The organism is Aromatoleum evansii, assembly GCF_012910805.1.
Taxonomy (GTDB): domain Bacteria; phylum Pseudomonadota; class Gammaproteobacteria; order Burkholderiales; family Rhodocyclaceae; genus Aromatoleum; species Aromatoleum evansii.
On record NZ_WTVK01000021.1, the window covers coordinates 1 to 26,029 of the forward strand.

Below are 26,029 nucleotides of genomic sequence, written 5' to 3' on the forward strand. Positions count from 1 at the left end.
TGAGCACTCAATCTTTGCAACATTAAAACTGCCGAAGCAGTCTCGGTCGCGCCAACCAAGCACTCACACTTATCGGTTGTCCAATTTTTTAAAGAACCGCCGCCGAAGCAGCGAGAAAGAGATTCTGACAAACTTGCTTCACTTCGTCAAGCACCGCAGCGATTTATTTTATACACCGCCACCGCACCACCACCACCTCTTTCCTTCTCCCCACCGCTGCCTCGAAACCGCTGCAGCGCTGAAGAGGCGCGAATTATATAGAGCCTGGATGCGGCGTCAACCCGTCTTTAAAACATTTTCCCGGCGGCGGTACACAATGCGCGATTCCGTCATGGCTTTGGCGCTTGAGCGGACGGCCCGGTACCCGCCCCGTGCCGAAGAACGAAGCTGCGGAAATCGTCCGCAGGCAAAGGCGCGCTGATCAGGTAGCCCTGAAGGAAGTCGCACTGCCGCGCGCCAAGGAAGTCGCGCTGCGCTTCGGTTTCAACACCTTCCGCGGTGACCTTGAGTCCGAGGCTGTGTGCCATGTTGATGATTGCCTCGACCAGGAGGGCGTCGTTGACGTCCTCGAGGCAGTCACTGACAAAGCTGCGATCGATCTTCACGTGATCGACAGGAAAGCGCTTCAGGTACGAAAGCGACGAGTAGCCGGTACCGAAGTCATCGAGGGAATAATTGACGCCGAGCTGGCGGATCTCGCGCATTAGGACTTCAGTGGCATCGCTGCTTTGCATGAGCACGGACTCGGTGATCTCGAGAACAAGCTGAATGCGCTCGAATCCGGGCTTGCGCGCGGCCTGCGCGATGAGTTCGAACAAGCCCTGCTCGCGAAACTGGACACCAGAGACATTGACGGCGAGCCGAAGCATCGGCAGCCCCTGTGCGAGCCATTCGTTCGCCTGACGCAAGGCTTCGTCGAGCACCCACGCGCCTATCGGGAGGATCATCCCGGTATCTTCGGCGATGGCGATGAATTCGTCGGGGCTGACGAGGCCACGCAATGGATGCTGCCAGCGCACGAGGGCCTCGGCGCCGCTCACGCGGCCACTGCCGACATCGATGATGGGCTGATAGTAGAGCACGAACTCCCGGCGCTCGATCGCCACACGCAGCTCTGCCTCCAGCTGGACTCGCCGGCGAGCGGCCTCCTGCATGTCCTGCGAATAGAACTGGCAGCGGTTTTTCCCCAGCTGCTTGGACTGGTACATCGCAATATCGGCATTGCGCAGCAGCGTCTGCACGTTGTCGCCATCGTCGGGAAACACGGTAATACCCAGGCTGCCCGAGACGTAACGGTTCGCGCCGGCAAGCTGGAAGGGCTCGCGAATGACCCGCAAGACCTTGTCGCCAACGGTCTGCAAGTCCTCGACACCGTCGATGTCGTCGACAACAAGGGTGAATTCATCCCCACCAAGGCGCGCGACGGTATCCTGCTGGCGGACGCAGTCCTTTAGCCTTGCGGCGACCTCGACGAGCATCTCATCGCCGAGGTCGTGACCCAGAGTGTCGTTGATCCACTTGAAGCCGTCGAGATCGAGGAACACCAGACCTGCTTTCTTGCCCGTGCGGCGGCTGTGCGCGAGCGCGCGCTCGAGTCGGTCGTTCAGCAGGTTGCGATTGGCGAGGCCGGTCAGGGCATCGAAGTTCGCCTGTCGCCAGATGACCTCTTCGCGTTGCTTGCGCCGCGTCATGTCGCTGAAGACCGACACGTACTTGATCAGCCTGCCGGTCTCGTCGCGCACCGCGGAGATCGTCAGCCACTGCGGGTAGACGTCGCCCGCCTTTCGCCGATTCCAGACCTCGCCCTCCCAGCGCCCGGTCGTCTCCAGCGTCGTCCACATATTCTTGTAGAAGCCCGCATCATGGCGCCCGGACTTGAACATCGCCGGCGTATGCCCGACCACCTCATCCGCCGAGTAACCCGTAATGGAACAGAAGGCGGGATTGACCGAGGCAATCACACCTGCTGCATCTGCAGTCATGATTCCCTGGCTGGAGGCCTCGAAGACCACCATCGCCTCGCGCATCTTCTCCTCGGCAAGCTTGCGGTCCGACACGTCCCGCACGAGTGCGATGAATCCGGCCGGCGCTCCGTCGCTGCGCGACAGCTGGCTCATCGACGCACTGAACTGCCGGGGCCCGCCGGGAAGTTCCAATGCGTACTCGAATTCGTGTCGCTGCCCATCCTTTCGTATGGCCGCGAGTGCTTCAGCAACGGCGCGCGCAACCGGTTTCGGGAAGACGTCACCATAAGTCCGGCCCGGCAACTCGCTTGGCGCCAGCGGGAGAAGCGCCGGATCGGGAGAATGGACCTCGACGATCCGCCCCGGCTCGTCGAGCACGAACAATTGATCGGGCAGCGAACTGATCAGGGCTCCCAGCTTCGACTCGCGTGCCGCAAGCGCGGAGGTGCGCTCATCGACCAGGGTCTGCAGCAAGTGCCGGTGACGCCTCAGCTCCCCCATCTGCTTCGCAAGCCATCCCAGCAGTGCGCTGAACACGAATCCGAGGAACAACTTCAACGCCAGCGCCGGCTTGTGCGTCCAGCCATCGACTGGCGCGACACTGAGCGTCCACGCGCCATTGGGCATCATGACGGCACGGTCCACCGGATCGATGAGCGGTTCGTCCGAAGATGCTGCTATGACCTGTTTGAGTCCGGTATCGGGATGCACGCGCCAGAGCTGGTAGTGGAGCCCGCGCTTGACGAGTTGGGGCAACTGCGCCTTGGCAATAACCTGGGGAAAGCGAATCAGGACCGTCGTAAATCCCCAGAATCGCGGCCGGCCGTTCTCGTCGTCGAGGAACACCGGCAGGCGGCCAACCGCACCGATACCGCCCTGCATCAGTTCGAAAGGCCCGGCAAGGGTGAGCTCGCCGGTGTCGCGGGCACGGAACGCTTCCTTGTTGCGGGCGGGATCCGCGAGCAGATCATGTCCAATCGCACGCGCGTTCTCGGCAAGCGGGACGATCTGCCTGATGACCCCGCCGGGAGCGAGCTGCAGGGAGTCTGCGCCGGGGTAATAGCGCAGCATCTCCGTTCCCACGGCATCGAAGTCAGGAACCACGCCCTTGCCCTGACGCACAAGCGCGGCCAGGGCGTAGGTTGCGGTGAGACCGTGGCGAACCGCACTTTCGATCTCGTGCGCCTTGTCGCCGCTCTGATCGGCGACCTCCGCACGCCGGATGCGCAGGCTCTCGCGCTCGGACTCGGCCACAAAGAGCCCCGCCCCCCCAAGGGCAAGCACAAAAACGATCGCACCCAGGACGCCGGGGCGCAGGCTGGCGCCGATGCCGAACAATGACCGGACCTTCATGGTCGCGAAACCTGCCTTCAAGAGGGGGCGCAATAAAGCGCGCACCGCAAGCCGATGGTGCGCGAGCAACGAGCCGGACAGGGTCGGGTACCACCGCCCGGATCAGAACACGTTTACATCATTTTACACATGACGTTTGCGAAGGCGCGACCAAGCCGACGTGGCACGTTGGAGAAGGGTAGCCGCCGGTCAACCCAGATGCACGGTCGCGAACTTGCGCTTGCCCACCTGCAGCACCACGCTCGTCCCGGCGCGCAGCACGAGGCCCTTGTCCTCGACACGCTCCCCATCGAGACGCACCGCCCCCTGCTCGATCATGCGCATCGCCTCGGATGTCGTTCCGGTCAGGCCGGCCTGCCTGATCACCTGGAAGACGGGCATGCCCTCGGTGCCTGCCATGACATTCACCTCGGGCATGTCCTCGGGAAGGACTCCGCGCTGGAAGCGTGCCTCGAATTCGGCACGAGCCTCCTCGGCCGCCCCTGCGTCGTGAAAACGGGTGACCAGCTCCATCGCGAGCATGACCTTGATGTCGCGCGGATTGCGCCCCGTCTCGGCGTCTCGGCGCAATGCGGCAATCTCGCTCGTGGAGCGGAAGGACAGGAGCTCGTAATACCGCCACATGAGGTCGTCCGAGATCGACATCAACTTGCCGAAGATGTCGCGCGGACCTTCGGCGATACCGATGTAGTTGCCCAGCGACTTGGACATTTTGTTCACACCGTCCAACCCCTCGAGGAGCGGCATCATCAGGACGCACTGCGGTACCTGCCCCTCATGCTTCTGCAGCTCTCGCCCCATCAGCAGATTGAACTTCTGGTCGGTGCCGCCGAGTTCGATGTCCGATCGCATCGCAACCGAGTCATAGCCCTGACACAGGGGGTACAGGAATTCGTGAATGGAGATAGGCTGGGTGGCAGCGTAGCGCTTGGCGAAGTCGTCGCGCTCGAGCATGCGCGCAACGGTGCTGCGGGAAGCGAGCCGAATCATCCCGGCCGAGCCGAGGGATTCCATCCATGCGGAGTTGAAGCAGATCTCGGTCTTTTCCGGGTCCAGGATCTTGAACACCTGCTCCTGATAGGTGCGCGCGTTTTCCATGATCTGCTCGCGCGACAGCGGCGGACGAGTCGCGTTCTTGCCCGACGGATCGCCGATCATGCCGGTGAAGTCGCCGATCAGGAACATCACCTGATGCCCCAGATCCTGGAAGTGTCGCAGCTTGTTGATGAGGACCGTATGGCCGAGGTGCAGGTCGGGCGCGGTGGGATCGAAACCCGCCTTCACCCTGAGCGGGCGGCCGGACTTGAGCTTTTCGACCAGCTCGGCCTCTATCAGCAACTCGTCGGCACCCCGCTTGATCAGTTCGAGGGCTCCCTGTACATCAGTCATGCAACTCTCCATTCAACGGGGCGACAAGAAACTTTGCTAAACTCGCGGAAGTTTTTTGTCCGAAAATCCCATGCAGGCACGAAAAGTCAGGATTCTAGCCGATCTGAACGGCCTCCTCCCCACCGGGCGCAAGCGGTGGGCCGTCGGCGCACTGGTCGGCACCTCGCTGCTGGGCGTTGTCGCCGCCACGGCTGTCCCTCCCGGAACCCCCGCAACATCCATCGCTACCGAGTCGGTCGTGGAACGGCTCGGGCCGATCGCACCTCAGCCCTCCGACGCGTCGGACCTGCCATTCGTGTTCGACGAACGCGTGCGTCCCGGCGACACGATACAGGCAATCTTTCGCCGTATCGGCGCGAACGATCAGCAAGTCATCGACTACCTGAATCAGCCGGCGGGGCTGCAAGCCCAGAGACAGCTGCGGGCGGGCCGGTCGGTTCTCGCGACCGTCTACACGGACGGCAGGATCGCCTTGCTGAGCCTGCCGATCGCCGGCGGCGACGAGCGCTACACCGTGGAGCGGACGGCTGCCGGCCTAGAGTCGCGCACGGGCACCCCCGCGACGCTCGCCACGAACGTCGAGATGCGCTCGGGGACGATCCGCCAGACCCTGTTCGGTGCAACCGACGCAGCGGGCATCCCGGACAGCGTGGCGACGAAACTGGCGGAAATTTTCGGCACCGAAATCGACTTCAGCAGTGACTTGCGTCGTGGCGACCGCTTCAGCGTGGTGTACGAATCCCTGCACGACCAGGGCATGCCGGCAGGGGCTGGCCGCATTCTCGCAGCCGAATTCGTGAACGACGGCAAACGCCACACGGTCGTGCTCCATCGTGACGAAGACGGCGCCGATACGTACTTCACCCCCGAGGGGCGCGGGCTGAGCCAAGCATTCCTGCGCTATCCGCTCGAATTTTCGCGCATTTCGTCCAACTTCGGCGGGCGCATGCATCCGATCCACAAGCGCTGGAAGGCGCACAAGGGCACGGACTTCTCCGCACCGACGGGAACGCCGGTGAAGGCCGCCTCGAACGGCATCGTCGAGTTCGCGGGTGGCCAGGGCGGCTACGGGAACATAGTGGTGATACAGCACCGCGACGGCTATGAAAGCGCCTACGCACACCTCAACGGTTTCGCGAAGGGGCTGCGCAAGGGGCAGCGCGTTCGCCAAGGGGACGTGATCGGCTACGTCGGTTCCACCGGATGGTCGACAGGCGCGCACCTGCATTTCGAGATCCGCGTAAACGGAGTGGCGCGCGATCCGATGAAGATCGCGCTGCCGACGACCCAGCCACTCGGAGGCAACGCACTGGCAAGCTTCCGTCGCGAGACCGCGCCGTTGCTCGAGCGCTTGGCGCTACTCGATCGCACAGCGGTGGCGCGCGCGGACTGAGCCGGGAGGACGGAGTCCAAAAAAAACGGGAGGCCGAGGCCTCCCGTTTTTTCTTCGTAACGTCCGCGTCAGGCCGAGAAGGACGAGCCGCAGCCGCAGGTGCTCGTGGCGTTCGGATTGCGGATCACGAACTGCGATCCTTCGAGCCCTTCCGTATAGTCGATCTCGGCGCCGACGAGATACTGGTAGCTCATCGAGTCGATCAGGAGCGTGACGCCGTTCTTCTCGAACGCCGTGTCGTCCTCGTTCACTTCCTCATCGAAAGTGAAGCCGTACTGGAAGCCGGAGCAGCCACCACCGCTGACGAAGACGCGCAGTTTGAGTTCGGGGTTGCCCTCTTCCTCGATCAGTTCCTTGACCTTGCCCGCCGCGCTGTCGGTAAAGACGAGCAGTTCGGGCGTTTCGACTGCAGTACTCATGTTATCTCCTGAAGGGGTGTGCACTTTCAAATAATGCGTCACCCGACGCGTTTCGTCAAAATGAGAGTGGCTATCGCCCCGATTGGTTCCGTCAGGGGCTGACGGGGACGATATCGAGCCCCAGGGTTTCGTCCAGACCGAACATGATGTTCATGTTCTGCACTGCCTGACCGGCGGCCCCCTTGACGAGGTTGTCGATGACCGACAGGACGACGACGATGTCACCGCCCTGGGGGCGATGGACCGCGATGCGGCACATGTTGCTTGCGCGCACCGAGCGGGTTTCCGGATGGCTGCCGGCCGGCATCACATCGACGAACGGCTCGCCGCGATAGCGGGCTTCGAACAGGCCTTGCACGTCCACGTCCTGCGTCAGCCGGACATACAGGGTGGCGTGAATGCCGCGGATCATCGGCGTGAGATGCGGCACGAAGGTCAGGCCGACAGCCTTGCCCGCCATGCCGGCCAGACCCTGACGGATCTCGGGAAGATGACGATGCCCCGGCACACCGTAGGCCTTGAAGGTATCTGCAGACTCGGCAAACAACGTGTGCACCTCGGCCTTGCGTCCGGCGCCCGAGACCCCCGACTTGGCATCCGCGACCAGGTGCGAAAGATCCGCCACTCCGGCCTCGATCAGCGGCAGGAATCCGAGCTGCACTGCGGTCGGATAGCAACCCGGGTTGGCGAGCACGCGCGCGGAACGGATCTGCTCGCGGTTGCGTTCGGGTAGACCGTACACGGCTTCGGCCACGAGTTCGGGCGCGGCGTGGGTCATGCCGTACCACTTCTGCCATTCGGCAACGTCGCGGATACGGAAGTCGGCCGCGAGATCGATGACGCGAACGCCCTTGTCGACGAGTTCCCGCGCCTGCTGCATGGCAATGCCGTTGGGCGTGGCGAAGAACACCACGTCGCAACGATCGAGTTCGGCGTCGGCGGGGGTGACGAAGCGCAGGTCCACGCGTCCGCGGAGGCTCGGGAACATCTCGGCCACTGCCATGCCGGCGTCGCCACGCGAGGTGATGGCCTGCAATTGAACGCCGGGGTGACGCGCAAGCAACCTGAGCAGTTCGACACCCGTATAACCCGTACCGCCGACGACACCTACCTTGATCATGCTTTCTCCTTGGCGGGGCAATCCCCGATGCAGTTTTTGATTATCTCATTCCTGGCCCGTGCGTTTTGCAGGCACAAAAGCAAAAAGCCGCCCAGCGGGCGGCTTCTTGTCCAGCGGATACCGGGAAAGGTATCAGCGCTTGGAGAACTGCTTGCGGCGACGCGCCTTGCGGAAACCGACCTTCTTCCGCTCGACTTCGCGCGCGTCGCGGGTCACGAAACCAGCCTTGCGCAGCACCGACTTCAGCTCGGCATCGTATTCGATCAGCGCACGGGTGATGCCGTGACGAACGGCACCCGCCTGACCCGACTCGCCACCACCGGTGACGTTCACCATGATGTCGAAGCGGTTTTCGTTCTCGGTCAGCGTGAGGGGCTGGCGCACGATCATGCGGCCGGTTTCACGCGAGAAGAACTCGTCCAGCGGCTTGCCGTTGACGACGATGTTGCCGGAGCCCGGCTTGATGAAAACACGGGCAACCGCGGTCTTGCGGCGGCCAGTGCCGTAGTTGTAAGTCACAGCCATTGATCGGCTCCTGTCAGATCTCGAGAACTTTGGGCTGCTGAGCGGCGTGCGGATGCTCGGCACCCGCGTAGCACTTCAGCTTCTTCAGCATGGCGTAACCCAGCGGCCCCTTCGGCAGCATGCCCTTCACCGCCTTTTCGAGCACACGTTCCGGGAAGCGCTGCTGCAGCTTGGTGAAGTTGGTTTCGTAGATTCCGCCCGGGAAACCGGTGTGGCGATAGTACTTCTTGTCTTGCGCCTTGTTACCGGTGACACGCAGCTTCTCGACGTTGACCACGACGATGAAGTCACCGGTGTCGACGTGCGGCGTGTAAATGGGTTTGTGCTTGCCACGCAGACGGCGAGCCACCTCGGCGGCGACCCGGCCAAGCACCTTGTCCGCAGCGTCGACAACAAACCAGTCGCGCTTGACTTCGTGCGGCTTGGCAGAAAACGTTTTCATTCGAATCCTCGATCTTGTCCGGCCTGGGGCAGAGGCCAATAAACGGAAAGCTCGTGATGGTAATAGGAAGCACACCTGAAAGTCAAATCAGGATGTGTGATGGTCGCCAGGAGGGTGATGATACAGGAAGACCGGATCCGCCATCGACACGGACAAAGTCGCCGACTTTTGTGTCAGGTCAAAGCCGCAGCGGATCTCGCATGAATAATAGTGCACTTTTGACCGAAGACAGTGGAGGAACAAGGGTATGGCGGAAGTGAAGTTCTTTGGCGGAGAGCGCGTCCCGCTGGAAATGCACAAGGTCCGGATCGTCCAGAAACTGGCGCTGCCGCCCATCGAGCGCCGATTGGCGGCGATCACGGAGGCCGGGAACAACACCTTCCTGCTGCGCAACTCGGATGTCTTCATGGACATGCTCACCGACAGCGGCGTGAATGCGATGAGCGACCAGCAGCAGGCAGCGATGCTCGTGGCCGATGACAGCTATGCGGGAAGCGCCACATATACCCGACTGGAGAGCAAGCTGCAGGAAATCTTCGGCATGCCCTACTTCCTCCCTGCCCACCAGGGCCGCGCATGCGAGAACATCCTGTCGCAGGTGCTGGTGTCGAAGGGATCCGTGGTACCGATGAACTATCACTTCACCACCACCAAGGCGCACATCACGCTCAACGGCGGCACGGTGGAAGAACTGGTCGCCGACTCCGGGCTCGAAGTCGTCAGCGTGCATCCGTTCAAGGGCAACATGGACACGGGCAAGCTGCGCGATGTGATCGGCCTGCACGGCGCGGACAAGATCGCCTTCGTGCGCATGGAAGCGGGCACCAACCTGATCGGCGGACAGCCGTTCTCGCTGCAGAACCTTGTCGACATCCGGAAGATCTGCAACGAGCACGGTTTGCTGCTGGTGCTGGATGCGAGCCTGCTTGCGGACAACCTGCATTTCATCAAGCAGCGCGAAGCCGACTGCAAGGCGCTCGGCATCCGCGAGATCACGCGCCGGATCGCGGACCAGTGCGACATCATTTATTTCTCGGCACGCAAGCTCGGATGCGCCCGCGGCGGCGGCATCTGCATCCGCAGCGAGGAACTTTATCGCCGGATGCGCGGGCTGGTGCCGCTGTACGAAGGCTTCCTCACCTACGGCGGCATGTCGGTGCGCGAGATGGAGGCACTCACCGTCGGACTCGAGGAGACGATGGACGAGGAGGTGATCAACCAGGGGCCGCAATTCATCGCCTATATGGTCGACGAGTTGCAGAAGCGCGATATCCCGGTGATCACGCCGGCAGGCGGATTGGGGTGCCACATCAATGCAATGAAGTTCGTGGACCACATCCCGCAGGCAGAGTACCCGGCCGGCGCGCTCGCTTCCGCGCTGTATATCGCCGGCGGCATTCGCGGGATGGAGCGCGGGACGCTGTCGGAGCAGCGAGAACCCGACGGCCGCGAGATCTTCGCCAACATGGAACTCGTTCGCCTGGCATTGCCGCGCCGGGTCTTCACGCTGTCGCAGGTCAAATATGCAATCGACCGCCTGGAGTGGCTGTACGCCAACCGTCGGCTCATCGGCGGCCTCGCGTTCACGGAGGAGCCGGAAATCCTGCGCTTCTTCTATGGTCGCCTGAAGCCCGTATCGGACTGGCAGGAGAAGCTCGTGACGAAGTTCCGCGCGGATCTGGGCGACAGCCTCTGACCTCGACCTGCCCGGCCGCCACTTCCGCCAGGAAGGCGCGGCCGCAGACGAGCACGCCGGAGCTTCACGCATCGACAGGCATGAAGCCCGCTTCGGGCACACCAAAAAAAACGCAGTCCTAATAGGACTGCGTTAAATCCACACCAAAGGAGGAGGGTGGAGGAGACACCGGCTTGGATCACGAAACTTGATTGATCCGACTGGTTTCGATTATCCGCAGCCGAACTTCTCGTGGCAAGGTTTTTTTGTGCATCGCACTATAAATGTTTTAATCGAAAGATAAGCATCACTTATAAAATCACAACTTATTGACGCATATCAATTTAGCGAACCACTCCCGCGTATCTCCCGTATGCCGTCAGGACTCGCCTGAGAGTTATCCGCCCCATTCTTCCGCACTGCAGCATTCTCACCTGACGAAGCCGGCGGGCGCGTCCGGCGTTCCGGTAGAATCGCCATCCGGTCGACCGATGGCGACCCCAATCCAGCCGACAACGGAGTCAAAGATGGAATGCACGATCAAATGGGTCGACGGGATGACCTTTCTTGCCGAAACCGGCACGGGTCACGTCGTCGCAATGGACGGAGCCCCCGAGGCGGGCGGGCGCAACCTCGCGCCGCGTCCGATGGAGATGATGCTGGCGGGCGCTGGCGGGTGCACGGCGTTCGACGTGGTGCTGATCCTGCAGCGCGGTCGTCACGACGTGCGCAATTGCGAGGTGAAGCTGGTGGCGGAACGGGCGGAAACCGATCCCAAGGTATTTACGCGCATCATCTTCCACTTCACCGTGACGGGAAAGGGGCTGAAGCGCGAGGTGGTCGAGCGGGCGGTGCATCTGTCGGCGGAGAAATACTGCTCCGCGTCGATCATGCTGGCGAAGACGGCCGAGATGGTCCACGAAGTGACGATCGTGGACGTGGAATAAGCAGGCTCGGGCCGAGACGCACCCGAGCGGGGGCGACCGCCCCCTGCCCCAGCGCACCGATCAGACGCGGTACGCGGCGGTCGTCATCACTCGCGCCATGAACTTCATCGCGACCTTCACCGGCGCGGGCAGCTCTTGCGCCCCCAGACCGACCGCGGTGTCGGCGTGGCGGGCCTCGTCCACTTTCATCTGCTCGATGATTTCGCGCGTTTTCTGATCCTCGGCCGGCAGCTGGTCGAGATGCCCGCGCAGGTGAGCCTCCACCTGGCGCTCGGTTTCGGCGAGGAACCCGAGGTTCCAGCGGTCGCCGAGGCGCCCCGCCAGCATTCCCAAGGCAAGCGACCCGCCGTACCAGAGGGGGTTCAGCAGGCTCTTGCGCCCGCCGAGTTCGGCGATGCGCTGTTCGGTCCAGGCGAGATGCTCGGTCTCTTCGTTCGAGGCCTGCTCCAGTTCGCGCCGCACGCTGGCATCGCGGGACATGATGGCCTGCCCCTGATAGAGGGCCTGGGCGCAGATCTCGCCGCAGTGATTGACGCGCATGAGGCCGGCGACGTGATCGCGTTGGGCGTCGCTGAGCGCGGTATCGGGCATGTCGCCACCGGGGACGGGGCGCACCGAGCGCGCGGGGGCGAACAGGGTGCGCAGGGCCTTGTCGAATTCGACGATGAGCTGATCCATTGTTTTTTCCTCGGTCCGCAGGCTTATTTTCCCGATTTCATGAAGGTGCTGGCTTCGCCGCGCAGCCGCTTCAGGACTTCGTCGCGGTTGCGCGGCGGCACCGGGCCGTCGCAGATGTGGTCTTCGGACAGCGCCGCACGCGGGCGGTTGTAGGCGTTGTCGATGATCGGCTTCCATTCCTCGTCGCGCGCCGCGGTCCATTGGCCGTTGGCGCGGCCGGTGGCATACAGGCGCCAGGTACCGCCGGCGCAGCGGATGCCTTCGTGGGTGACGTTCGTCGCACCGCCCGCGGTACGGATCACCAGCGTGTAGCGAACGACGCCGTCTTCCGCGACGACGAGGCTGTCTTCATCGATGTAGAAGTGGTTGGGCGATGCGCTGCTGACGAAGAACTCGCGCAGGGCGGCGTCGCGCGGCGGCGCGGGCAGCGTGTGCTCGCCCTCCTTCCACTCGGGATCGGGGTCGGTGAGTAGCCCGGCGACTGCCGGGGCCGAAAAACAGACGAGGGCCAGGAGGCCCCCGCGGACAATGGGATGCAGCAGCGTCAAGCTCGCAGGTCTCCACACAAGGATTGCCGGATCGCGTCGGGTACGGGTTCCACGACCGCCGTGAGGGCGGGATGATCGACGCCAACCGCGAGCGCGGCGCCTGCATGCAGGGCGCGGATCTGCGCGGGCGGCAGTTCGAAGCGGAGGAAGTGCACCGCGGACGTCTTTTCGCCATTGTCGCGTTCCAGGTCCTCGTCCGCAATCGCGAAGATAGGTTCGCAATCTCCGACGCGCACCCAGACATGGCGTTCGACCCCGATAAGGCGCGCTAGCCACTGTCGCCGCCGATCCTCGGCGGAGAATTCGATCATCATCGTCGCCTTCCAGTTGCTGCCGTCGGGAACGAGCGGGTTGTAGGCATCGAGTTCGTCCCGGATTCCGGCTTCCTCGAAGGTGCGTTCGATGCGCAGCATCTCCTGGATCTGATAGCGGATCGTGAGTTCGTCCTCGAAGATCAGCGTGATGTGCTCGCCGAGATGCAGCGTGCGCGCCTTCTTGTGCGCGATGACGCGGCTGCGGAAGTCCGCCCGCGCGCGCGCGTAGGCTTCGAGGCTGAGGAGGCTATCGCGGGAAATGGCGTTCATCGGGTCGATTCCTCACAGTCCGTAGGCCCTGCGCAGCAGGGTCAGGGGGTGGGCCTTCTCGGCCTCGAGTTCCTTGCCGCCGTCGCGGATGCCCTGCCGGATGTGGCGGGCGGCGATGGGGCAATCGGAGCTGATGTAATCCGGCGCTCCTTGCGCCATCTGGCGGAACACCGGGCGACCGATCTTCATGGACTGCTCGAAGTACTCTTCCTTGACCCCCCAGGTGCCGTCGTGACCGGCGCAGCGCTCGACGGTGGTGACCTCGGTGCCCGGGACGAGTTGCAGGGTCTCGCGCGTCTTCTGTCCGATGTTCTGCACGCGGCTGTGGCAGGGGATGTGATAGGACACCTTGCCGAGCGGCTGCTTGAAGTCGGTTTTCAGCAGGCCGTCGCGGTGGCGGAGCATGAAGTACTCGAAGGGATCGAACATCGCGTCCGCGACGGCGATGATATCGGCGTCGCCCGGGAAGAGCAGCGGGAGCTCCTGCTTGAACATCAGCGCACACGAAGGCACCGCAGCGAGGATCGCGTAGCCGTCGCGCGCGAGCGCCGCCAGTTGCGGGATGTTCACGTCCTTCAGGCGTCGCACGCCTTCGAGATCCCCGAGTTCGAGCTTGGGCATGCCACAGCAGGCTTCCTGGCGGGCGAGCACGGCCGGGATCTCGTTGTGCGCGAGCACGGCGACGAGGTCGTGGCCGATGCCGGGCTCGTTGTAGTTGATGTAGCAGGTCGAGAAGATCGCGACCTTGCCGGGGGTGCGCTCGCCGTCGCGCACCGCCCACTCGGCCCGCGGCTCGGCCGCGCGACGGAATCGGGTCGGGGCGTAGGGCGGCAGCTCGCGCCGCTTGTCGACGCCGAGCACGGATTGCAGCACGCGGCGCGCGGCACCGTTGCGGTTGGCGGCGTTGACGGTCTGGGCGACGACCGGGATGGCGGCGAGCTTGCCGAGCGCGTCGGTGCTGGTGAGCACCTTGTCGCGCAGGCGCACTTCGCCCTTGCGGAACTTGACCGCCTTGGCGCGCAGCATCAGGTGCGGGAAATCGACGTTCCACGGATGCGGCGGGACGTAGGGGCACTTCGTCATGAAGCACAGGTCGCACAGATAACACTGGTCGACGACCTTGACGTAGTCCTTCTTGTCCACGCCGTCGAGTTCGCCGGTACTGCCCTCGTCGATGAGGTCGAAGAGGGTCGGGAACGCGTTGCACAGGTTCACGCAGCGCCGGCAGCCGTGACAGATGTCGAACACCCTCTCGAGCTCGTGGGCCAGCCGGGCTTCGTCGTAGTAATCGGCCCGCTGCCACGCAATCGGATGGCGCGTGGGGGCTTCGAGACTGCCTTCCCGCTTGGACATGCGACCTCCCTTGGCGCGCGACCCGCAGGCCGCGCGGCGTGGAAGAAGGAGTCAGGGCATTCGCCCGCGGCCGGATACGGCCGAGGACTCAGTCCTGCAGGGCGTCGAGCGCCTTCTGGAAGCGGTTGGCGTGCGAGCGCTCGGCCTTGGCGAGCGTCTCGAACCAATCGGCGATCTCGTCGAAGCCCTCGTCGCGGGCGACTTTCGACATGCCCGGGTACATGTCGGTGTACTCGTGCGTCTCACCTGCGATGGCGGCGCCGAGATTGGCGCGTGTGGCACCGATCGGCAGACCGGTGGCGGGGTCGCCGCAGGCTTCGAGATATTCGAGGTGGCCGTGCGCGTGCCCGGTTTCGCCTTCCGCAGTCGAGCGGAACACCGCGGCAACGTCATTCTGGCCTTCAACGTCGGCCTTTGCCGCGAAGTACAGATAACGGCGGTTGGCCTGCGATTCGCCCGCAAATGCGGCCTTCAGGTTCGCTTCGGTCCTGGATCCCTTCAGTTCCATGGTCGTCTCCTCGCTCGGTGAATCGAAGATCCGCCCCGGCCTGGTGCCGGGGATGCTTGAAGCCTAGAACCCGCCGGCGCCATGCGAAAATTGAATGGAGCTATGTTTTCGATGGCGTCGGGCTATCGGGATGGCTCGACCGCTCAGGCCGCGATGGCGGCTTCGATCTCGGCGAAGGTGCGCGCGATCTCGGTGATCATCGGCTGGGGTTCGCCGAGTTGCCGGGCGATCTGCGAGGCGGAGAAGATGCCGCGGATAAGACCGCGACCGCCCTCCTCGCGCTCCAGCACCAAGGCATGCTGTCGCCCGGAACGCCGCAAGGTCGCGACGATGTGGCCCACGTCGGCACGCATGACCTCGCCGAGTTCGACGGCCTCAATCTTCTCGAGCGGGGTCATCACGCTGTCCACGGTCAGCTCCCCGAGCGGCACGCCGCGTTCGCGTGCAGTATGGACGGGGCGCTCGCCGAGGAGGTCGGCGACGGAGAGGACGCCGCGCACGTGGTGGCGCGCGTCGGTCACGAGGAGGAGCCGGACGCCGCGCAGCAGCATGGCGCGGTTGGCCTCGTCGAGCGGCGTTTCGCCTGAAATGGTCGCGGCCGGCACCCGGGTGAAATCGGTCATGACCTCGACTGCGGGCGAAGACGCGGAGACCTTGCGACTTTCATCCGTTCTGGCGACTTCGCAGAGCAAGCCCGCCAGGCGGGCTTGTGGCAGCGGTTCGAATTCCCGGTTCATGAGCACCTCCCATTGCAGACGATGGCGTGGAGGGGCGCTTGCGCGCCGTGCAGACATCGCTCGACCGAAATCGCGCGCGCCCCGCAGACGGCGCCGTCGATGTGCGCCGCGGCCGGTCGGAAACCGGCACAAGCAGTTCGACCTGCCATTCGTTCAACGGTTCAGCAGCACGTGGGAGGGGCCGAAAAAAGAACGCCGCGCCGCCCCCGGAAGATCCGGCAGTGGCGCGGCATCGTCGATGCCACATTCAGGGCTCGCGCGCTTCCGCGGCGGCCCGGTAGGCTTCGGGAAGCTCTCCGGGACGGACCCGGAACAGGTTTTTCGCCAACTCCAGCAGTGCCTGCTGGTAAACCTGCCGCTTGAACTCTATGACAGCTTCCAGCGGCACCCAATACTCGCTCCAGCGCCAGGCATCGAACTCCGGATGATTGCTGGCTCGCAGGCAGACGTCGGAATCACGGCCGACCAGCCGCAGGAGAAACCAGATCTGTTTCTGCCCGCGGTAGGTGTTGCGCCATTCCCTCTTTATCCAGTGTTTCGGAACGTCATACCTCAACCAGCCGCGCGTGCGGCCAAGAATCTTGACGTGCTCGGGGCGCAGACCCACTTCTTCGAAGAGTTCCCGGAACATCGCCTGCTCGGGGGACTCCCCGTGCTTGATGCCGCCCTGCGGGAACTGCCAGGAATGTTCGCGAATCCGTTTGCCCCAGAACACCTCGTTGCGCGCGTTGACCAGAACGATGCCGACGTTCGGGCGATAGCCTTCACGGTCGAGCATGATCAAACCTTCAATTCATGAGAGTTGCAGCAATTTTTTCACACTTACCCTGCCTTGGAAAGGCACGACCGGTGGCATGTTCCCGTATCGGCAGGGCTTTTTGCCGCACGCGCGACGAATTTTGCGCGAGCCGCGGGTCGGCTGCACGGCACATACCCGAGGCGCACGCGACCGGCTAAAATCCGTGGTTTGCCCAACCGACTACCGCGGACCCCAGAATGCGTGCCAGCCAGTATTTCATCTCCACCCTCAAGGAAGCCCCCGCCGACGCCGAGGTCGTCAGCCAGAAGCTGATGCTGCGGGCGGGCTTCATCCGCAAGGTTGCCGCAGGCATCTACAGCTACCTGCCGATCGGCCTGCGCGTCATCCGCAAGGTCGAGGAGATCGTGCGCGAGGAGATGAACCGCGCCGGCGCCCTGGAGCTGACGATGCCGATGGTGCAGCCGTCCGAGCTGTGGGCCGAGACCGGCCGCTGGGAGAAGATGGGCGAGGAGATGCTGCGCTTCAAGGATCGCCACGAGCGCGACTTCGCGCTGCAGCCGACCTCCGAGGAGGTGGTGACCGACATCGCACGCCAGGAGCTGAAGAGCTACCGCCAGCTGCCGAAGAACTTCTACCAGATCCAGACCAAGTTCCGCGACGAGCGCCGTCCGCGCTTCGGCGTGATGCGCGGGCGCGAATTCACGATGAAGGACGCCTACTCCTTCGACCGCAACGTGGACGCCGCGGGGCGCAGCTACGACGCGATGTACGCTGCCTACTGCCGCATCTTCGACCGCCTGGGCCTGACCTACCGCGCGGTGGCGGCCGACACCGGCGCGATCGGCGGCGACCGCTCGCACGAGTTCCAGGTGATCGCCGACACCGGCGAGGACGCCATCGTGTACTGCCCGGATTCGGATTACGCGGCGAACATCGAGTTGGCGGAGGCGCTGCCGCTGCTGGGGTCGCGCGCCGCGCCGATGCACGGACTGGAGAAGACCCCGACCCCGGGCGCAGCCACCTGCGCCGACGTGGCGAAACTGCTCGGCCTGCCGCTGGCGACGACGGTGAAGTCGCTGGTGCTCGCGACCGACGACGTCGATGAGAAGGGCAAGCCGGCCGGCGTGACGGTGTGGCTGCTGCTGGTGCGGGGCGACCACGCACTGAACGAGGTCAAGGCCAGCAAGGTCGAGGGCCTGAAGGCGGGCTTCCGCTTCGCGACCGAGGCCGAGATCCACGAGCACTTCGGCTGCAAGCCCGGCTACCTCGGACCGATCGGCATGAAGAAGCCGGTGAAGGTGGTGGCGGACCGTACGGTCGCGAACATGTCGGACTTCATCTGCGGCGCCAACGACGAGGATTATCACTACACCGGGGCCAACTGGGGGCGCGACCTGCCCGAACCGGACCTCGTCGCCGACCTGCGCAACGTGATCGAGGGCGACCCGAGCCCGGACGGCAAGGGGCGGCTCGCGATCCAGCGCGGCATCGAGGTGGGCCACGTGTTCTACCTCGGCACGAAGTACTCGAAGGCGATGAACGCGACCTTCCTCGACGAGGACGGCAAGCCCAAGCACTTCGAGATGGGCTGCTACGGCATCGGCGTGACGCGCATCCTGGGCGCAGCGATCGAGCAGAACAACGACGCGCGCGGCATCATCTGGCCGGACGCGCTCGCCCCCTTCCGCATCGTGGTGTGCCCGGTGGGCTGGGGCAAATCGGAGGCAGTACGCAGCGAGGCGTTGAAGCTCTACGAAGGGCTGCTGGCCGCGGGCGTGGATGCGATCCTCGACGATCGCGACGAGCGTCCGGGCGTGATGTTCGCCGACTGGGAGCTGATCGGCGTGCCGCATCGCGTGGTGATCGGCGAACGTGGTCTGAAGGAGGGCCTGGCCGAGTACCAGGGCCGGCGCGATGCCGAGGCGACCAAGGTGGCTATCGGTGACCTGGCGGGGTTCGTTGCCGCAAAGCTGCGGGGCGAATGACTTTCGGCTATAACGGACGCATGACGAGCACGCTCCGACTGCTGCTGCGCACTGCCCTGACGGCCACACTCGCCGTCAGCGGCCTCGCATCGGCCGGCAACCAGCTGTACGAACCGATGGCCGCGAGCGTGCGGGCGGCGCTGCACGCGGCGGTAAGCGACGCGGGAGCGCCGGAGCTGCTGATCGCGGACGCGGGCGAGCGTGCCCGCTGGCTGGGCGAGATGTCGCAGCGCCTGGCGAAGCGCATCCCGGATCGCATCTATCGGGAGGATCTGCTGACCTCGGTGCATTACGAGGCGACCCGCGCGGGGCTCGATCCGCAGCTCGTGCTCGGCCTGATCCAGGTCGAGAGCGGCTTTCGCAAGTACGCGGTGTCGAGCGCCGGGGCGCGCGGCTACATGCAGGTGATGCCGTTCTGGGTGAAGCTGATCGGCGGAGCCGACGACAATCTGTTTCACCTGCGCACGAACCTGCGCTACGGCTGCACGATCCTGCGCCACTACCTCGACATCGAGAAGGGTGACCTGTACCGCGCGCTCGGGCGCTACAACGGCAGCCTCGGCCGGCCCGAGTACCCGAACACGGTGCGCGCGGCATGGGAACGTCACTGGAGCTATCAGCCGCTGACGCTCGCGGTGACGGAGGCTCGCGGCCAGGCAAACTGAGCCGTCCAATCTTCAGACGCGGGAACCGACGACATGGAACACCGACTGTTTCGCCGCCGATCGATCTCGATTTCGTTTCGCGTGTACGACGCCGAGACGGGGAAATTCATCGGTCGCATCGGCGACATCAGCAAGGGCGGCCTGCTCGTGTACGGCCCGAGCCAGCTGCTGACGGGCCAGCTGTACCGCCTGCGCATCGACCTGCCCGACGATCACGGCAAGGCGCGCAGCGTGGTGTTGCCGGCCAAGGCGATGTGGTCGGGCTTCGACACCAATCCCGAGTTCTGCAGCACGGGCTTCCGCCTGTTCGAGCTCGACCGCCCGGAAAACGAGACAGCCCTGAAAACGATGCTGTCGCGCTTCACGGTCGGCTTCGAGGACGAAGACGACGACAGCTGAAGGATCGCAGGCAGCCGGCCTCGTCGGAGGGCGGCTGCCGCTTGCCTGAGCGCGGGGAGCCCGTCAGGCGCCGACGGCGACCTTCACGCCGGGCTCGTCGCGCCCGACCGCGCGCACGGTTTCGCGCCCGCCATCCTTGGCCTCCTTCGCGTTGGCCAGCGACTGGACGTCGCCGGAGATCTCGCCGCCTTCCTCGATCAGGATCTTGCCGTAGCGGATCTTGCCGCTGACCCGGCCGGTCGAGTGGATGATCAGCTGGCTGCGGGCGGTCAGCTCGCCTTCGAAGCGGCCGCGCACCTCAGCGACGTCGATGCCGACGGTGCCCGCGAACGAGCCGTTTTCGGCGATACGAATCACGCGGCTGTCCATCGTCGCCTCGACCCGACCTTCGACCACCAGGGTGTCGCAGTCGAGGATCTCGGCGCCCTTCAGCTTGACGTCCGGCCCGACGATGAGGCGGCTGCCGGTGTCCTGGGCGTTGTCGTCGATCGCTGCGGCGGCGGGGCTGGCCGAAACCGGCGCCTTGTCCTCAGCGACCGGAGAGGAGTCGCTGGACGAGGCCGGCAGTTCGGTCGAACTACGCGACAGGCTTGCACCGGAGGACGCCGCCCCCGAGGTCAGACTGCCCGAGGGCGACCGCATGGTGCCGTTGTTACGCGAAGCCGGGGTGTCTGGAGCCTTGGGGAACAGGGCGGGTTTGTTGAACATGGTCTCTCCTTGAATCCATAACGTTTCCGGGTCGACGATCATCGCCCCCGTGGTTCGCCTAAGCAGCTGCCGTGCCATGAATCCAAGGTCATGAATTTAATGAAGTTATTCCCGGGAAACGGAATCTCGCGCCGAACAAGCACAGATTCTGTCGCCTGGCGGCGACACAACTTGCGGCATTAATCGTCATCCATCTGTTTTTGTTGTTTTTTTTGATGTCGCCTGGAGGCGACACTGAAATCGTCCGGAAACACTGCCTTGCACTTGCTTACGACGCGGGCGCGCGGGCGCAACCTAAACTGTCGCGCTGGTTTACGAAGATCCTCCAGCCATGTCGCGCCTGTCCTTCAGTCACTCGCTGCTTGCCAGCTTCCTGCTCGTTGCGGCGATCCTGGGCGCCACCGCGCTGGGGGGGCTGATCACGCTGGAGGAGTTCGCGTCACGACACCGCGAGAGCGTGGGCGATGCGCTGAAGTACTCCAGCGCGGTGCAGCAGTTGGGCGAACGCAGCGTGGACATGGAGCGCAGTGCGCGCCAGTTCCTCGTCCTGAGGGATCCGTTGCTGCGCGACCGCTTCGAGCTGGCGCGCCGGGAATCGCTGGCGGCGCTGCAGACGATCGCCGCGCTGCGTGCGCCGAGCGTGAGTGCGCTGGTCGAGGAATGGCAGGCTGCCGCCGACGCGGCCGGCGCGAGCCTCGCCGAAGACGCTCCCGCGGAATCGGCCGTCGCCGCGCTGGGCCGTGTGCCGCCGCTCAACGAGCAGCTCGCCGGAGAGGTGCAGGCGCAGCTCGGCCACCAGAGCCAGGCCCTGCTCGAGCAACTCGATGCGAACCGCGGCAGGCTGGCCTGGCACGTGCTCGCCGCCATCATCGCGGCCTGCACCTTCGCGGCGCTCACGGGCTGGTGGCTGCTGCGCCCGATCAACCGCCTCGAGGCCGCGATCGAGGCACTGGGCGAGAGCCGCTTCGACGAGCAGGTAGCGATTCCCGGCCCCGCCGACCTGCGCCGCGTCGGACGCCGCCTGGACTGGTTGCGCCTGCGGCTCGCGGATCTCGAGGCAAACCGCAATCGCGTGCTGCGGCATGTGTCGCATGAGCTGAAGACGCCGCTGGCTTCCCTGCGCGAAGGGATTGCATTGCTGGAGGACGGCGTGGTCGGGGAGCTGAGCGGCGAACAGCGCGAGGTGGTGGCGATCCTGCAGCACAACACGCACGCGCTGCAGGAACGGATCGAGGATCTGCTCGGTTATAACGCCGCGGTGTTCCATGCACGCAACCTGCGCCGCCGTCCGGTGCAGTTGCGCGCACTGGCAGAGTCCGTGATCGCGGAGCAGCAGCTGCCGATCCAGACGCGCAATCTCCGGGTCGTGCTGCATGGAGATCCGCCGCCGTTCAGCGCCGACCCCGACAAATTGCGCATCGTGCTGGCGAATCTGCTGGCAAACGCGGTGTCCTTCAGTCCGCGCGACGGCGAGATCCGCCTGACGCTGAGCACGCCCCCGGGCTGGGTGCGCATCGACTGCCTCGACCAGGGACCGGGCGCCGCTGCCGAGGAGGTCGAGCGCATCTTCGACCCTTTCTTCCAGGGCTCGCGCCAGCCCGAGGAACCGCGGCATGGCAGCGGCCTCGGCTTGTCGATCGTGCGCGAGTTCGTCGTCGCCCACGGCGGACGCGTGGGACTGCAACCGTCCGCCCGAGGTGCCTATTTCAGGATCGAACTTCCGAATGAGAGCTGATTCCGCCCACGAGCAGCCGCGCTGCGGCCCCGCCGCGTGGCGCTGCAAACGCAGAGCCCTTGCCTGTGTTGCGCTGGCGTTTGCAGCGGCCCTGGCCGGCTGCGCGAACGTGCGCAGCGCAACGGCGGAGTTGCCCGCCTTGCCGCAGATGCCGCCGCTGCTCGGCAACGGCAGTGCGCCGGTGCGCAGCGCCCTCGCCTACCATGAATCGATCCGCGGCATGAATGCTGCGGACCTCGCACGCGAACGCTCGGCCCTGGCCGGCGCGGGCAATGCCCCGCTCACGCAGATGAAGCAGGCGATGCTGCTGAGCCATCCGCAGGGAAACAACAATCTTCAACGTGCGCAGTCCTTGCTGGAGGCGATCAACGGATCGGAGAAATCGGACGCGGTGGCGCTGCAGCCCCTCGCCCGCCTGCTGGCGGAGCAATTGCAGGAACGCGTGCGCCTCGACAACACCGCCGAACGCCTTACGCAGCAGCTCGAACGAACGGGGCAGCAGCTCAAGGACGCCCAGAAACAGAGCGAACAGCTGCAGGAGAAGCTCGACGCATTGACCGAAATCGAACGCACGCTACCGGCGCGCCCGTCCGCGCCGACGCCGCCGCTGCCGTCATCGCGGGAAAGGAGAAGCGAGAAATGAGGATGAACCCTTCCACGGCAGGTGAAGCCCGGACAGCGCCGGAAGGCGCCCATCTGCTGGTCGTCGACGACGACGCCGACCTGCTGCGGCTGCTGTCGATGCGCCTGCGCGCGAGCGGGTATCGCGTCAGCACGGCTGGAAGTGCCGAGGCCGCGCTGGCCTGCCTGGCAGTGGAACGCTTCGGCCTGGTGTTGAGCGACGTGCGCCTGCCCGACCGCGACGGGCTGGTGCTGTTCGAGGAGATCCGCCAGACCTGGCCGGCGCTGCCGGTGATCCTGCTGACCGCCCACGGCACCATCCCGGATGCGGTGGAGGCGACCTCGCGCGGGGTGTTCGGCTATCTGACCAAGCCGTTCGACAGCAAGGCGCTGCTCGGCAAGATCGCGCAGGCGCTGCAGATCGGCGGCACGCCCCACACCTCCTGCGAGGAGGGCAAGGCGACCGCAGGATGGCGCGACGGGATCATCAGCCACAGCAGCCGCATGGCGACGGTGCTGGACGAGGCCCAGCTCGTCGCCGCCTCGGACGCCAGCGTGCTGATACGCGGCGACAGCGGCACCGGCAAGGAGCTGCTGGCGCGCGCGATCCACGACGCCAGCCCGCGCGCCGCCCGTCCCTTCATCGCGATCAACTGCGGCGCGATTCCGGAGCAGCTGCTCGAATCGGAACTCTTCGGCCACGTGAAGGGCGCCTTCACCGGTGCGGCCAGTGCGCATACAGGCCTGTTTCAGGCTGCGAACGGAGGCACGGTGTTTCTCGACGAGATCGGCGACATGCCGCTCGCGCTGCAGGTGAAGCTGTTGCGGGTGCTGCAGGAGCGCGCCGTGCGCCCGGTCGGCGCCAGCCGTGCTCAGGAGATCGACGTGCGCATCCTTTCGGCGACGCACCGCGATCTCGAGGCTGCGCTGGTCGCCGGAACCTTCCGCGAAGACCTGTTCTATCGCCTTAACGTGGTCAGCCTCAACCTGCCGACGCTGGACGAGCGGCGCGAGGACATCCCGCTGCTGGCGAACCATTTCCTGCAGGGTCTCGCGCGCAAGTATCGGAAGCGTCTGCGCGGCTTCGCGCCGGAGGCGCTCGAGGCGCTGACCACGGCCGCATGGCCGGGCAACATCCGCCAGCTCCAGAATGTGGTGGAACAGGCCAGCGCACTCGCAACGACGCCTTTGATCCCGCTTGCGCTGGTCGAGCGTGCGCTGCGCGGGCCGAGCATCGAGGCGCTGAGCTACGCCGAGGCGAAGATGCGATTCGAACGCAACTACCTGATCCAGCTGCTGAAACTCACCGACGGCAACGTGTCCGATGCGGCCCGCCTCGCGGACCGCAACCGCACCGAGTTCTACCGCCTGCTGCAGCGGCACTCCCTGACGCCCAGCCTGTTCCGCGGCGAAAGTGCCGATGTCGCCCGAGAGCGACAACACGAACTCCACTGAATCAGGCACTTACGCGACACCGCGGATCGACGTCGGGGTACAACGACAGTTTGTTGGCGCCAGCCGGGATTCCGGCCGCCGCGAGGATGCGGAAATGCGCGGGGACACCCGCACGGCCCGCATCCGCAGCGGCCTTGACGGGAGCTGGCACGCCACCTGCTGCACGAAGAGCGAAGCGCGTCCCCTAGCGCGCGCACAGAGCTACATGACTCTTTGCAGAAGGAGCCCCGACGTGATCACCCGCAAGAACATCGTTTCCCTACTCACCACCAGCGCCATCGCATTCGGTATCGGTACGCCGGCACGGGCCGACAGCCTCGTGGCGGTGGCTCAGGCAACCGCGGCCGTGGTGCGCGACGAACACGACCACAATCTCCAGCGCGAGATCAAGACGGCGATCGGGGCGGACCCCGAGCTGAACAGCGCGCACATCGCGGTCTCGGCGCATGCGGGGCGCGTGACGCTCGCCGGCGTCGTCGTCAACGAGGAACAGCGCGCGCGCGCCCAGCGTACGGTGCTGAACGTGCGCGGCGTGCGTCTGGTGGAGAACGCGCTGGAGCTGGCGGAACGCTGAACGTCGGCGCGCCGCCTGAGCCGGCATCCCCCCGCCTGCTCAGGCAGTGCCGCCGACGGTCAGCCCGTCGAGGCGCAGCGTGGGCTGGCCGACGCCGACCGGGACGCTCTGGCCGTCCTTGCCGCAGGTGCCCACGCCCGGATCGAGCGCCATGTCGTTGCCGATCATCGACACGCGCGTGAGCGCATCGGGACCGTTGCCGATCAGCGTGGCGCCCTTCACCGGACGCGTGACCTTGCCGTTCTCGATGAGGTAGGCCTCGGCGGTCGAGAACACGAACTTGCCCGAGGTGATGTCGACCTGCCCGCCGCCGAAGTTCACCGCGTACAGGCCCTTCTTCACCGACTTGATGATCTCCTCGGGCGCCTTGTCGCCATTCAGCATGTAGGTGTTGGTCATGCGCGGCAGCGGCAGGTGGGCGAAGGATTCGCGCCGGCCGTTGCCGGTGGGCTTCACGCCCATGAGCCGCGCGTTCATGGTGTCCTGCATGTAGCCGGTGAGGATGCCGTCCTCGATCAGCACCGTGCGCTCCGTGGGGTTGCCCTCGTCGTCGATGGTCAGCGAACCGCGACGGTCAGGCAGCGTGCCGTCGTCGACGACGGTGACGCCCTTCGCCGCGACCTGCTGGCCCATGCGCCCGGAAAACGCGGAACTGCCCTTGCGGTTGAAGTCGCCCTCGAGGCCGTGGCCGATCGCCTCGTGCAGCAGGATGCCGGGCCAGCCGGGACCGAGCACGACGCTCATGGTGCCCGCCGGCGCGGGGCCGGCAGCGAGGTTCACGCTCGCCTGATGCACCGCCGCGCGCGCGTACTCCTGCAGGCGGCCGTCGTCGAAGTAGCCGTAGTCGAAGCGCCCGCCGCCGCCGGCACTGCCCTGCTCGCGGTGGCCCTTGTCTTCCATGATCACGGTGACCGACACGCGCACGAGCGGACGCACGTCGGCCGCCATGTGGCCGTCGCTGCGCGCGACGAGCACCACTTCCCACGAGCCGGCGATATGCGCCATGACCTGGGTGACACGCGGATCCTCGCCGCGCGCGAAGCCTTCGAGGCGCTCGAGGAGCTTCACCTTGGCGGTGTCGTCGAGCGAGGCGAGCGGATCCTCGCCGCGGTACAGGCGCGATTTGCCGGCATGCGGGGCGATCGCGACGCTGCGCCGGCCGCCTGCGTCGGCGATCGCGCGCGTCGCCTCGGCCGCCGCGGTGAGGGCGGGCAGCGAGATGTCGTCGGAGTAGGCGAAGGCGGTCTTCTCGCCACTGATCGCACGCACGCCAACGCCCTGCTCGATGTTGAAACTGCCCGACTTGACGATGCCTTCCTCGAGGCTCCAGCCCTCCGAGCGGTGGTACTGGAAGTACAGGTCGGCATAGTCGAGGCGATGGCGCATCAGCTTGCGGAACACCTTCTCGAGCTCCACCTCGCCCAGATCGTAGGGGTTGAGGAGGTAACGGTCGGCGACCTTGAGGGGGTTCTGTGCTCGGCTCATTGTTCGT

The 26,029-nt window shown here is 65.2% G+C and carries 25 protein-coding genes; 10 read left to right on the forward strand and 15 right to left on the reverse strand.

The window, feature by feature from the left end; translation table 11 throughout:
- Positions 1-329: 329 nt before the first annotated feature.
- Positions 330-3,317 carry an EAL domain-containing protein gene (locus GO615_RS12425; protein WP_246262259.1) on the reverse strand — a complete coding sequence of 996 codons (2,988 nt, stop codon included), beginning with the start codon at positions 3,315-3,317 and terminating at the stop codon, positions 330-332.
- Positions 3,318-3,506: 189 nt separating this feature from the next.
- Positions 3,507-4,706: a tyrosine--tRNA ligase gene (gene tyrS / locus GO615_RS12430; RefSeq protein WP_169128434.1), complete on the reverse strand. Its 1,200-nt coding sequence runs from the start codon at positions 4,704-4,706 to the stop codon at positions 3,507-3,509.
- Between the two features lie 70 nt (positions 4,707-4,776).
- On the opposite strand from tyrS, the gene GO615_RS12435 reads away from it, so the two are divergent.
- On the forward strand, positions 4,777-6,099 hold the full coding sequence (locus GO615_RS12435) for a M23 family metallopeptidase (protein WP_169128436.1): 1,323 nt from the start codon (positions 4,777-4,779) through the stop codon (positions 6,097-6,099).
- A gap of 68 nt (positions 6,100-6,167) precedes the next feature.
- Here GO615_RS12435 and erpA read toward each other — a convergent pair whose 3' ends face one another.
- The 4 genes from erpA to rplM form a co-directional block, all read right to left on the reverse strand.
- Positions 6,168-6,518 (reverse strand): iron-sulfur cluster insertion protein ErpA, encoded by a 351-nt coding sequence (gene erpA, locus GO615_RS12440; protein WP_018988795.1) that lies wholly within the window; start codon positions 6,516-6,518, stop codon positions 6,168-6,170.
- A 91-nt stretch (positions 6,519-6,609) separates the two neighbouring features.
- A complete protein-coding gene (gene argC / locus GO615_RS12445; RefSeq protein ID WP_169128438.1) occupies positions 6,610-7,638 on the reverse strand; it encodes an N-acetyl-gamma-glutamyl-phosphate reductase in 1,029 nt (342 codons plus the stop codon).
- A gap of 132 nt (positions 7,639-7,770) precedes the next feature.
- Positions 7,771-8,163: a 30S ribosomal protein S9 gene (gene rpsI / locus GO615_RS12450; RefSeq protein WP_169128440.1), complete on the reverse strand. Its 393-nt coding sequence runs from the start codon at positions 8,161-8,163 to the stop codon at positions 7,771-7,773.
- A gap of 13 nt (positions 8,164-8,176) precedes the next feature.
- A complete protein-coding gene (gene rplM / locus GO615_RS12455) occupies positions 8,177-8,605 on the reverse strand; it encodes a 50S ribosomal protein L13 (RefSeq protein ID WP_076601387.1) in 429 nt (142 codons plus the stop codon).
- A 247-nt stretch (positions 8,606-8,852) separates the two neighbouring features.
- Here rplM and GO615_RS12460 point away from each other — a divergent pair, with 247 nt between their 5' ends.
- A complete protein-coding gene (locus tag GO615_RS12460) occupies positions 8,853-10,301 on the forward strand; it encodes a tryptophanase (RefSeq protein ID WP_169128442.1) in 1,449 nt (482 codons plus the stop codon).
- 506 nt (positions 10,302-10,807) lie between these two features.
- Entirely contained in the window at positions 10,808-11,227 is a 420-nt protein-coding gene (locus GO615_RS12465; protein ID WP_169128444.1) for an OsmC family protein, read from the forward strand.
- Between the two features lie 60 nt (positions 11,228-11,287).
- Here GO615_RS12465 and coq7 read toward each other — a convergent pair whose 3' ends face one another.
- The 7 genes from coq7 to GO615_RS12500 all read right to left on the reverse strand — a co-directional run bounded on the left by coq7 (position 11,288) and on the right by GO615_RS12500 (position 16,413).
- On the reverse strand, positions 11,288-11,905 hold the full coding sequence (coq7, locus tag GO615_RS12470) for a 2-polyprenyl-3-methyl-6-methoxy-1,4-benzoquinone monooxygenase (protein ID WP_169128445.1): 618 nt from the start codon (positions 11,903-11,905) through the stop codon (positions 11,288-11,290).
- Positions 11,906-11,928: 23 nt separating this feature from the next.
- The gene (locus GO615_RS12475; RefSeq protein WP_169128446.1) at positions 11,929-12,453 is read right to left on the reverse strand and encodes a CNP1-like family protein; all 525 of its coding nucleotides are present in this window, start codon (positions 12,451-12,453) and stop codon (positions 11,929-11,931) included.
- The gene (locus tag GO615_RS12480; protein WP_169128447.1) at positions 12,450-13,037 is read right to left on the reverse strand and encodes a DUF3501 family protein; all 588 of its coding nucleotides are present in this window, start codon (positions 13,035-13,037) and stop codon (positions 12,450-12,452) included. Before GO615_RS12480 ends, GO615_RS12475 begins: the two co-directional genes overlap by 4 nt.
- Before the next feature lie 12 nt (positions 13,038-13,049).
- Positions 13,050-14,390: a heterodisulfide reductase-related iron-sulfur binding cluster gene (locus tag GO615_RS12485; protein ID WP_169128448.1), complete on the reverse strand. Its 1,341-nt coding sequence runs from the start codon at positions 14,388-14,390 to the stop codon at positions 13,050-13,052.
- 88 nt (positions 14,391-14,478) lie between these two features.
- A complete protein-coding gene (locus GO615_RS12490; protein WP_169128449.1) occupies positions 14,479-14,898 on the reverse strand; it encodes a rubrerythrin family protein in 420 nt (139 codons plus the stop codon).
- Between the two features lie 143 nt (positions 14,899-15,041).
- The gene (locus GO615_RS12495; RefSeq protein ID WP_169128455.1) at positions 15,042-15,635 is read right to left on the reverse strand and encodes a CBS domain-containing protein; all 594 of its coding nucleotides are present in this window, start codon (positions 15,633-15,635) and stop codon (positions 15,042-15,044) included.
- A gap of 247 nt (positions 15,636-15,882) precedes the next feature.
- Complete coding sequence (locus tag GO615_RS12500; RefSeq protein WP_076601672.1) at positions 15,883-16,413, reverse strand: RNA pyrophosphohydrolase; 531 nt, start codon at positions 16,411-16,413, stop codon at positions 15,883-15,885.
- 218 nt (positions 16,414-16,631) lie between these two features.
- Between GO615_RS12500 and GO615_RS12505 the strand changes: the two genes are divergently transcribed.
- The 3 genes from GO615_RS12505 to GO615_RS12515 are packed head-to-tail and all read left to right on the forward strand — an operon-like array spanning position 16,632 to position 19,444.
- A complete protein-coding gene (locus tag GO615_RS12505; RefSeq protein WP_169128457.1) occupies positions 16,632-18,380 on the forward strand; it encodes a proline--tRNA ligase in 1,749 nt (582 codons plus the stop codon).
- 20 nt (positions 18,381-18,400) lie between these two features.
- Complete coding sequence (locus GO615_RS12510; protein WP_169128459.1) at positions 18,401-19,045, forward strand: lytic transglycosylase domain-containing protein; 645 nt, start codon at positions 18,401-18,403, stop codon at positions 19,043-19,045.
- 33 nt (positions 19,046-19,078) lie between these two features.
- Positions 19,079-19,444 (forward strand): PilZ domain-containing protein, encoded by a 366-nt coding sequence (locus tag GO615_RS12515; protein ID WP_169128461.1) that lies wholly within the window; start codon positions 19,079-19,081, stop codon positions 19,442-19,444.
- Between the two features lie 63 nt (positions 19,445-19,507).
- On the opposite strand, the gene GO615_RS12520 is transcribed toward GO615_RS12515, so the two are convergent.
- A complete protein-coding gene (locus tag GO615_RS12520; RefSeq protein WP_169128463.1) occupies positions 19,508-20,152 on the reverse strand; it encodes a bactofilin family protein in 645 nt (214 codons plus the stop codon).
- 331 nt (positions 20,153-20,483) lie between these two features.
- Between GO615_RS12520 and GO615_RS12525 the strand changes: the two genes are divergently transcribed.
- The 4 genes from GO615_RS12525 (at position 20,484) to GO615_RS12540 (ending at position 24,537) form a co-directional block, all read left to right on the forward strand.
- Positions 20,484-21,887 carry a sensor histidine kinase gene (locus tag GO615_RS12525; RefSeq protein WP_169128465.1) on the forward strand — a complete coding sequence of 468 codons (1,404 nt, stop codon included), beginning with the start codon at positions 20,484-20,486 and terminating at the stop codon, positions 21,885-21,887.
- Complete coding sequence (locus GO615_RS12530) at positions 21,877-22,530, forward strand: permease (protein WP_169128467.1); 654 nt, start codon at positions 21,877-21,879, stop codon at positions 22,528-22,530. The genes GO615_RS12525 and GO615_RS12530 overlap by 11 nt, the downstream gene beginning before the upstream one ends.
- Positions 22,527-23,963 carry a sigma 54-interacting transcriptional regulator gene (locus GO615_RS12535; protein ID WP_169128469.1) on the forward strand — a complete coding sequence of 479 codons (1,437 nt, stop codon included), beginning with the start codon at positions 22,527-22,529 and terminating at the stop codon, positions 23,961-23,963. The genes GO615_RS12530 and GO615_RS12535 overlap by 4 nt, the downstream gene beginning before the upstream one ends.
- Positions 23,964-24,195: 232 nt before the next feature.
- Positions 24,196-24,537 (forward strand): BON domain-containing protein, encoded by a 342-nt coding sequence (locus tag GO615_RS12540; RefSeq protein ID WP_169128471.1) that lies wholly within the window; start codon positions 24,196-24,198, stop codon positions 24,535-24,537.
- 39 nt (positions 24,538-24,576) lie between these two features.
- Here GO615_RS12540 and tldD read toward each other — a convergent pair whose 3' ends face one another.
- Positions 24,577-26,022 (reverse strand): metalloprotease TldD, encoded by a 1,446-nt coding sequence (gene tldD / locus GO615_RS12545; protein WP_169128473.1) that lies wholly within the window; start codon positions 26,020-26,022, stop codon positions 24,577-24,579.
- Between the last annotated feature and the right edge of the window lie 7 nt (positions 26,023-26,029).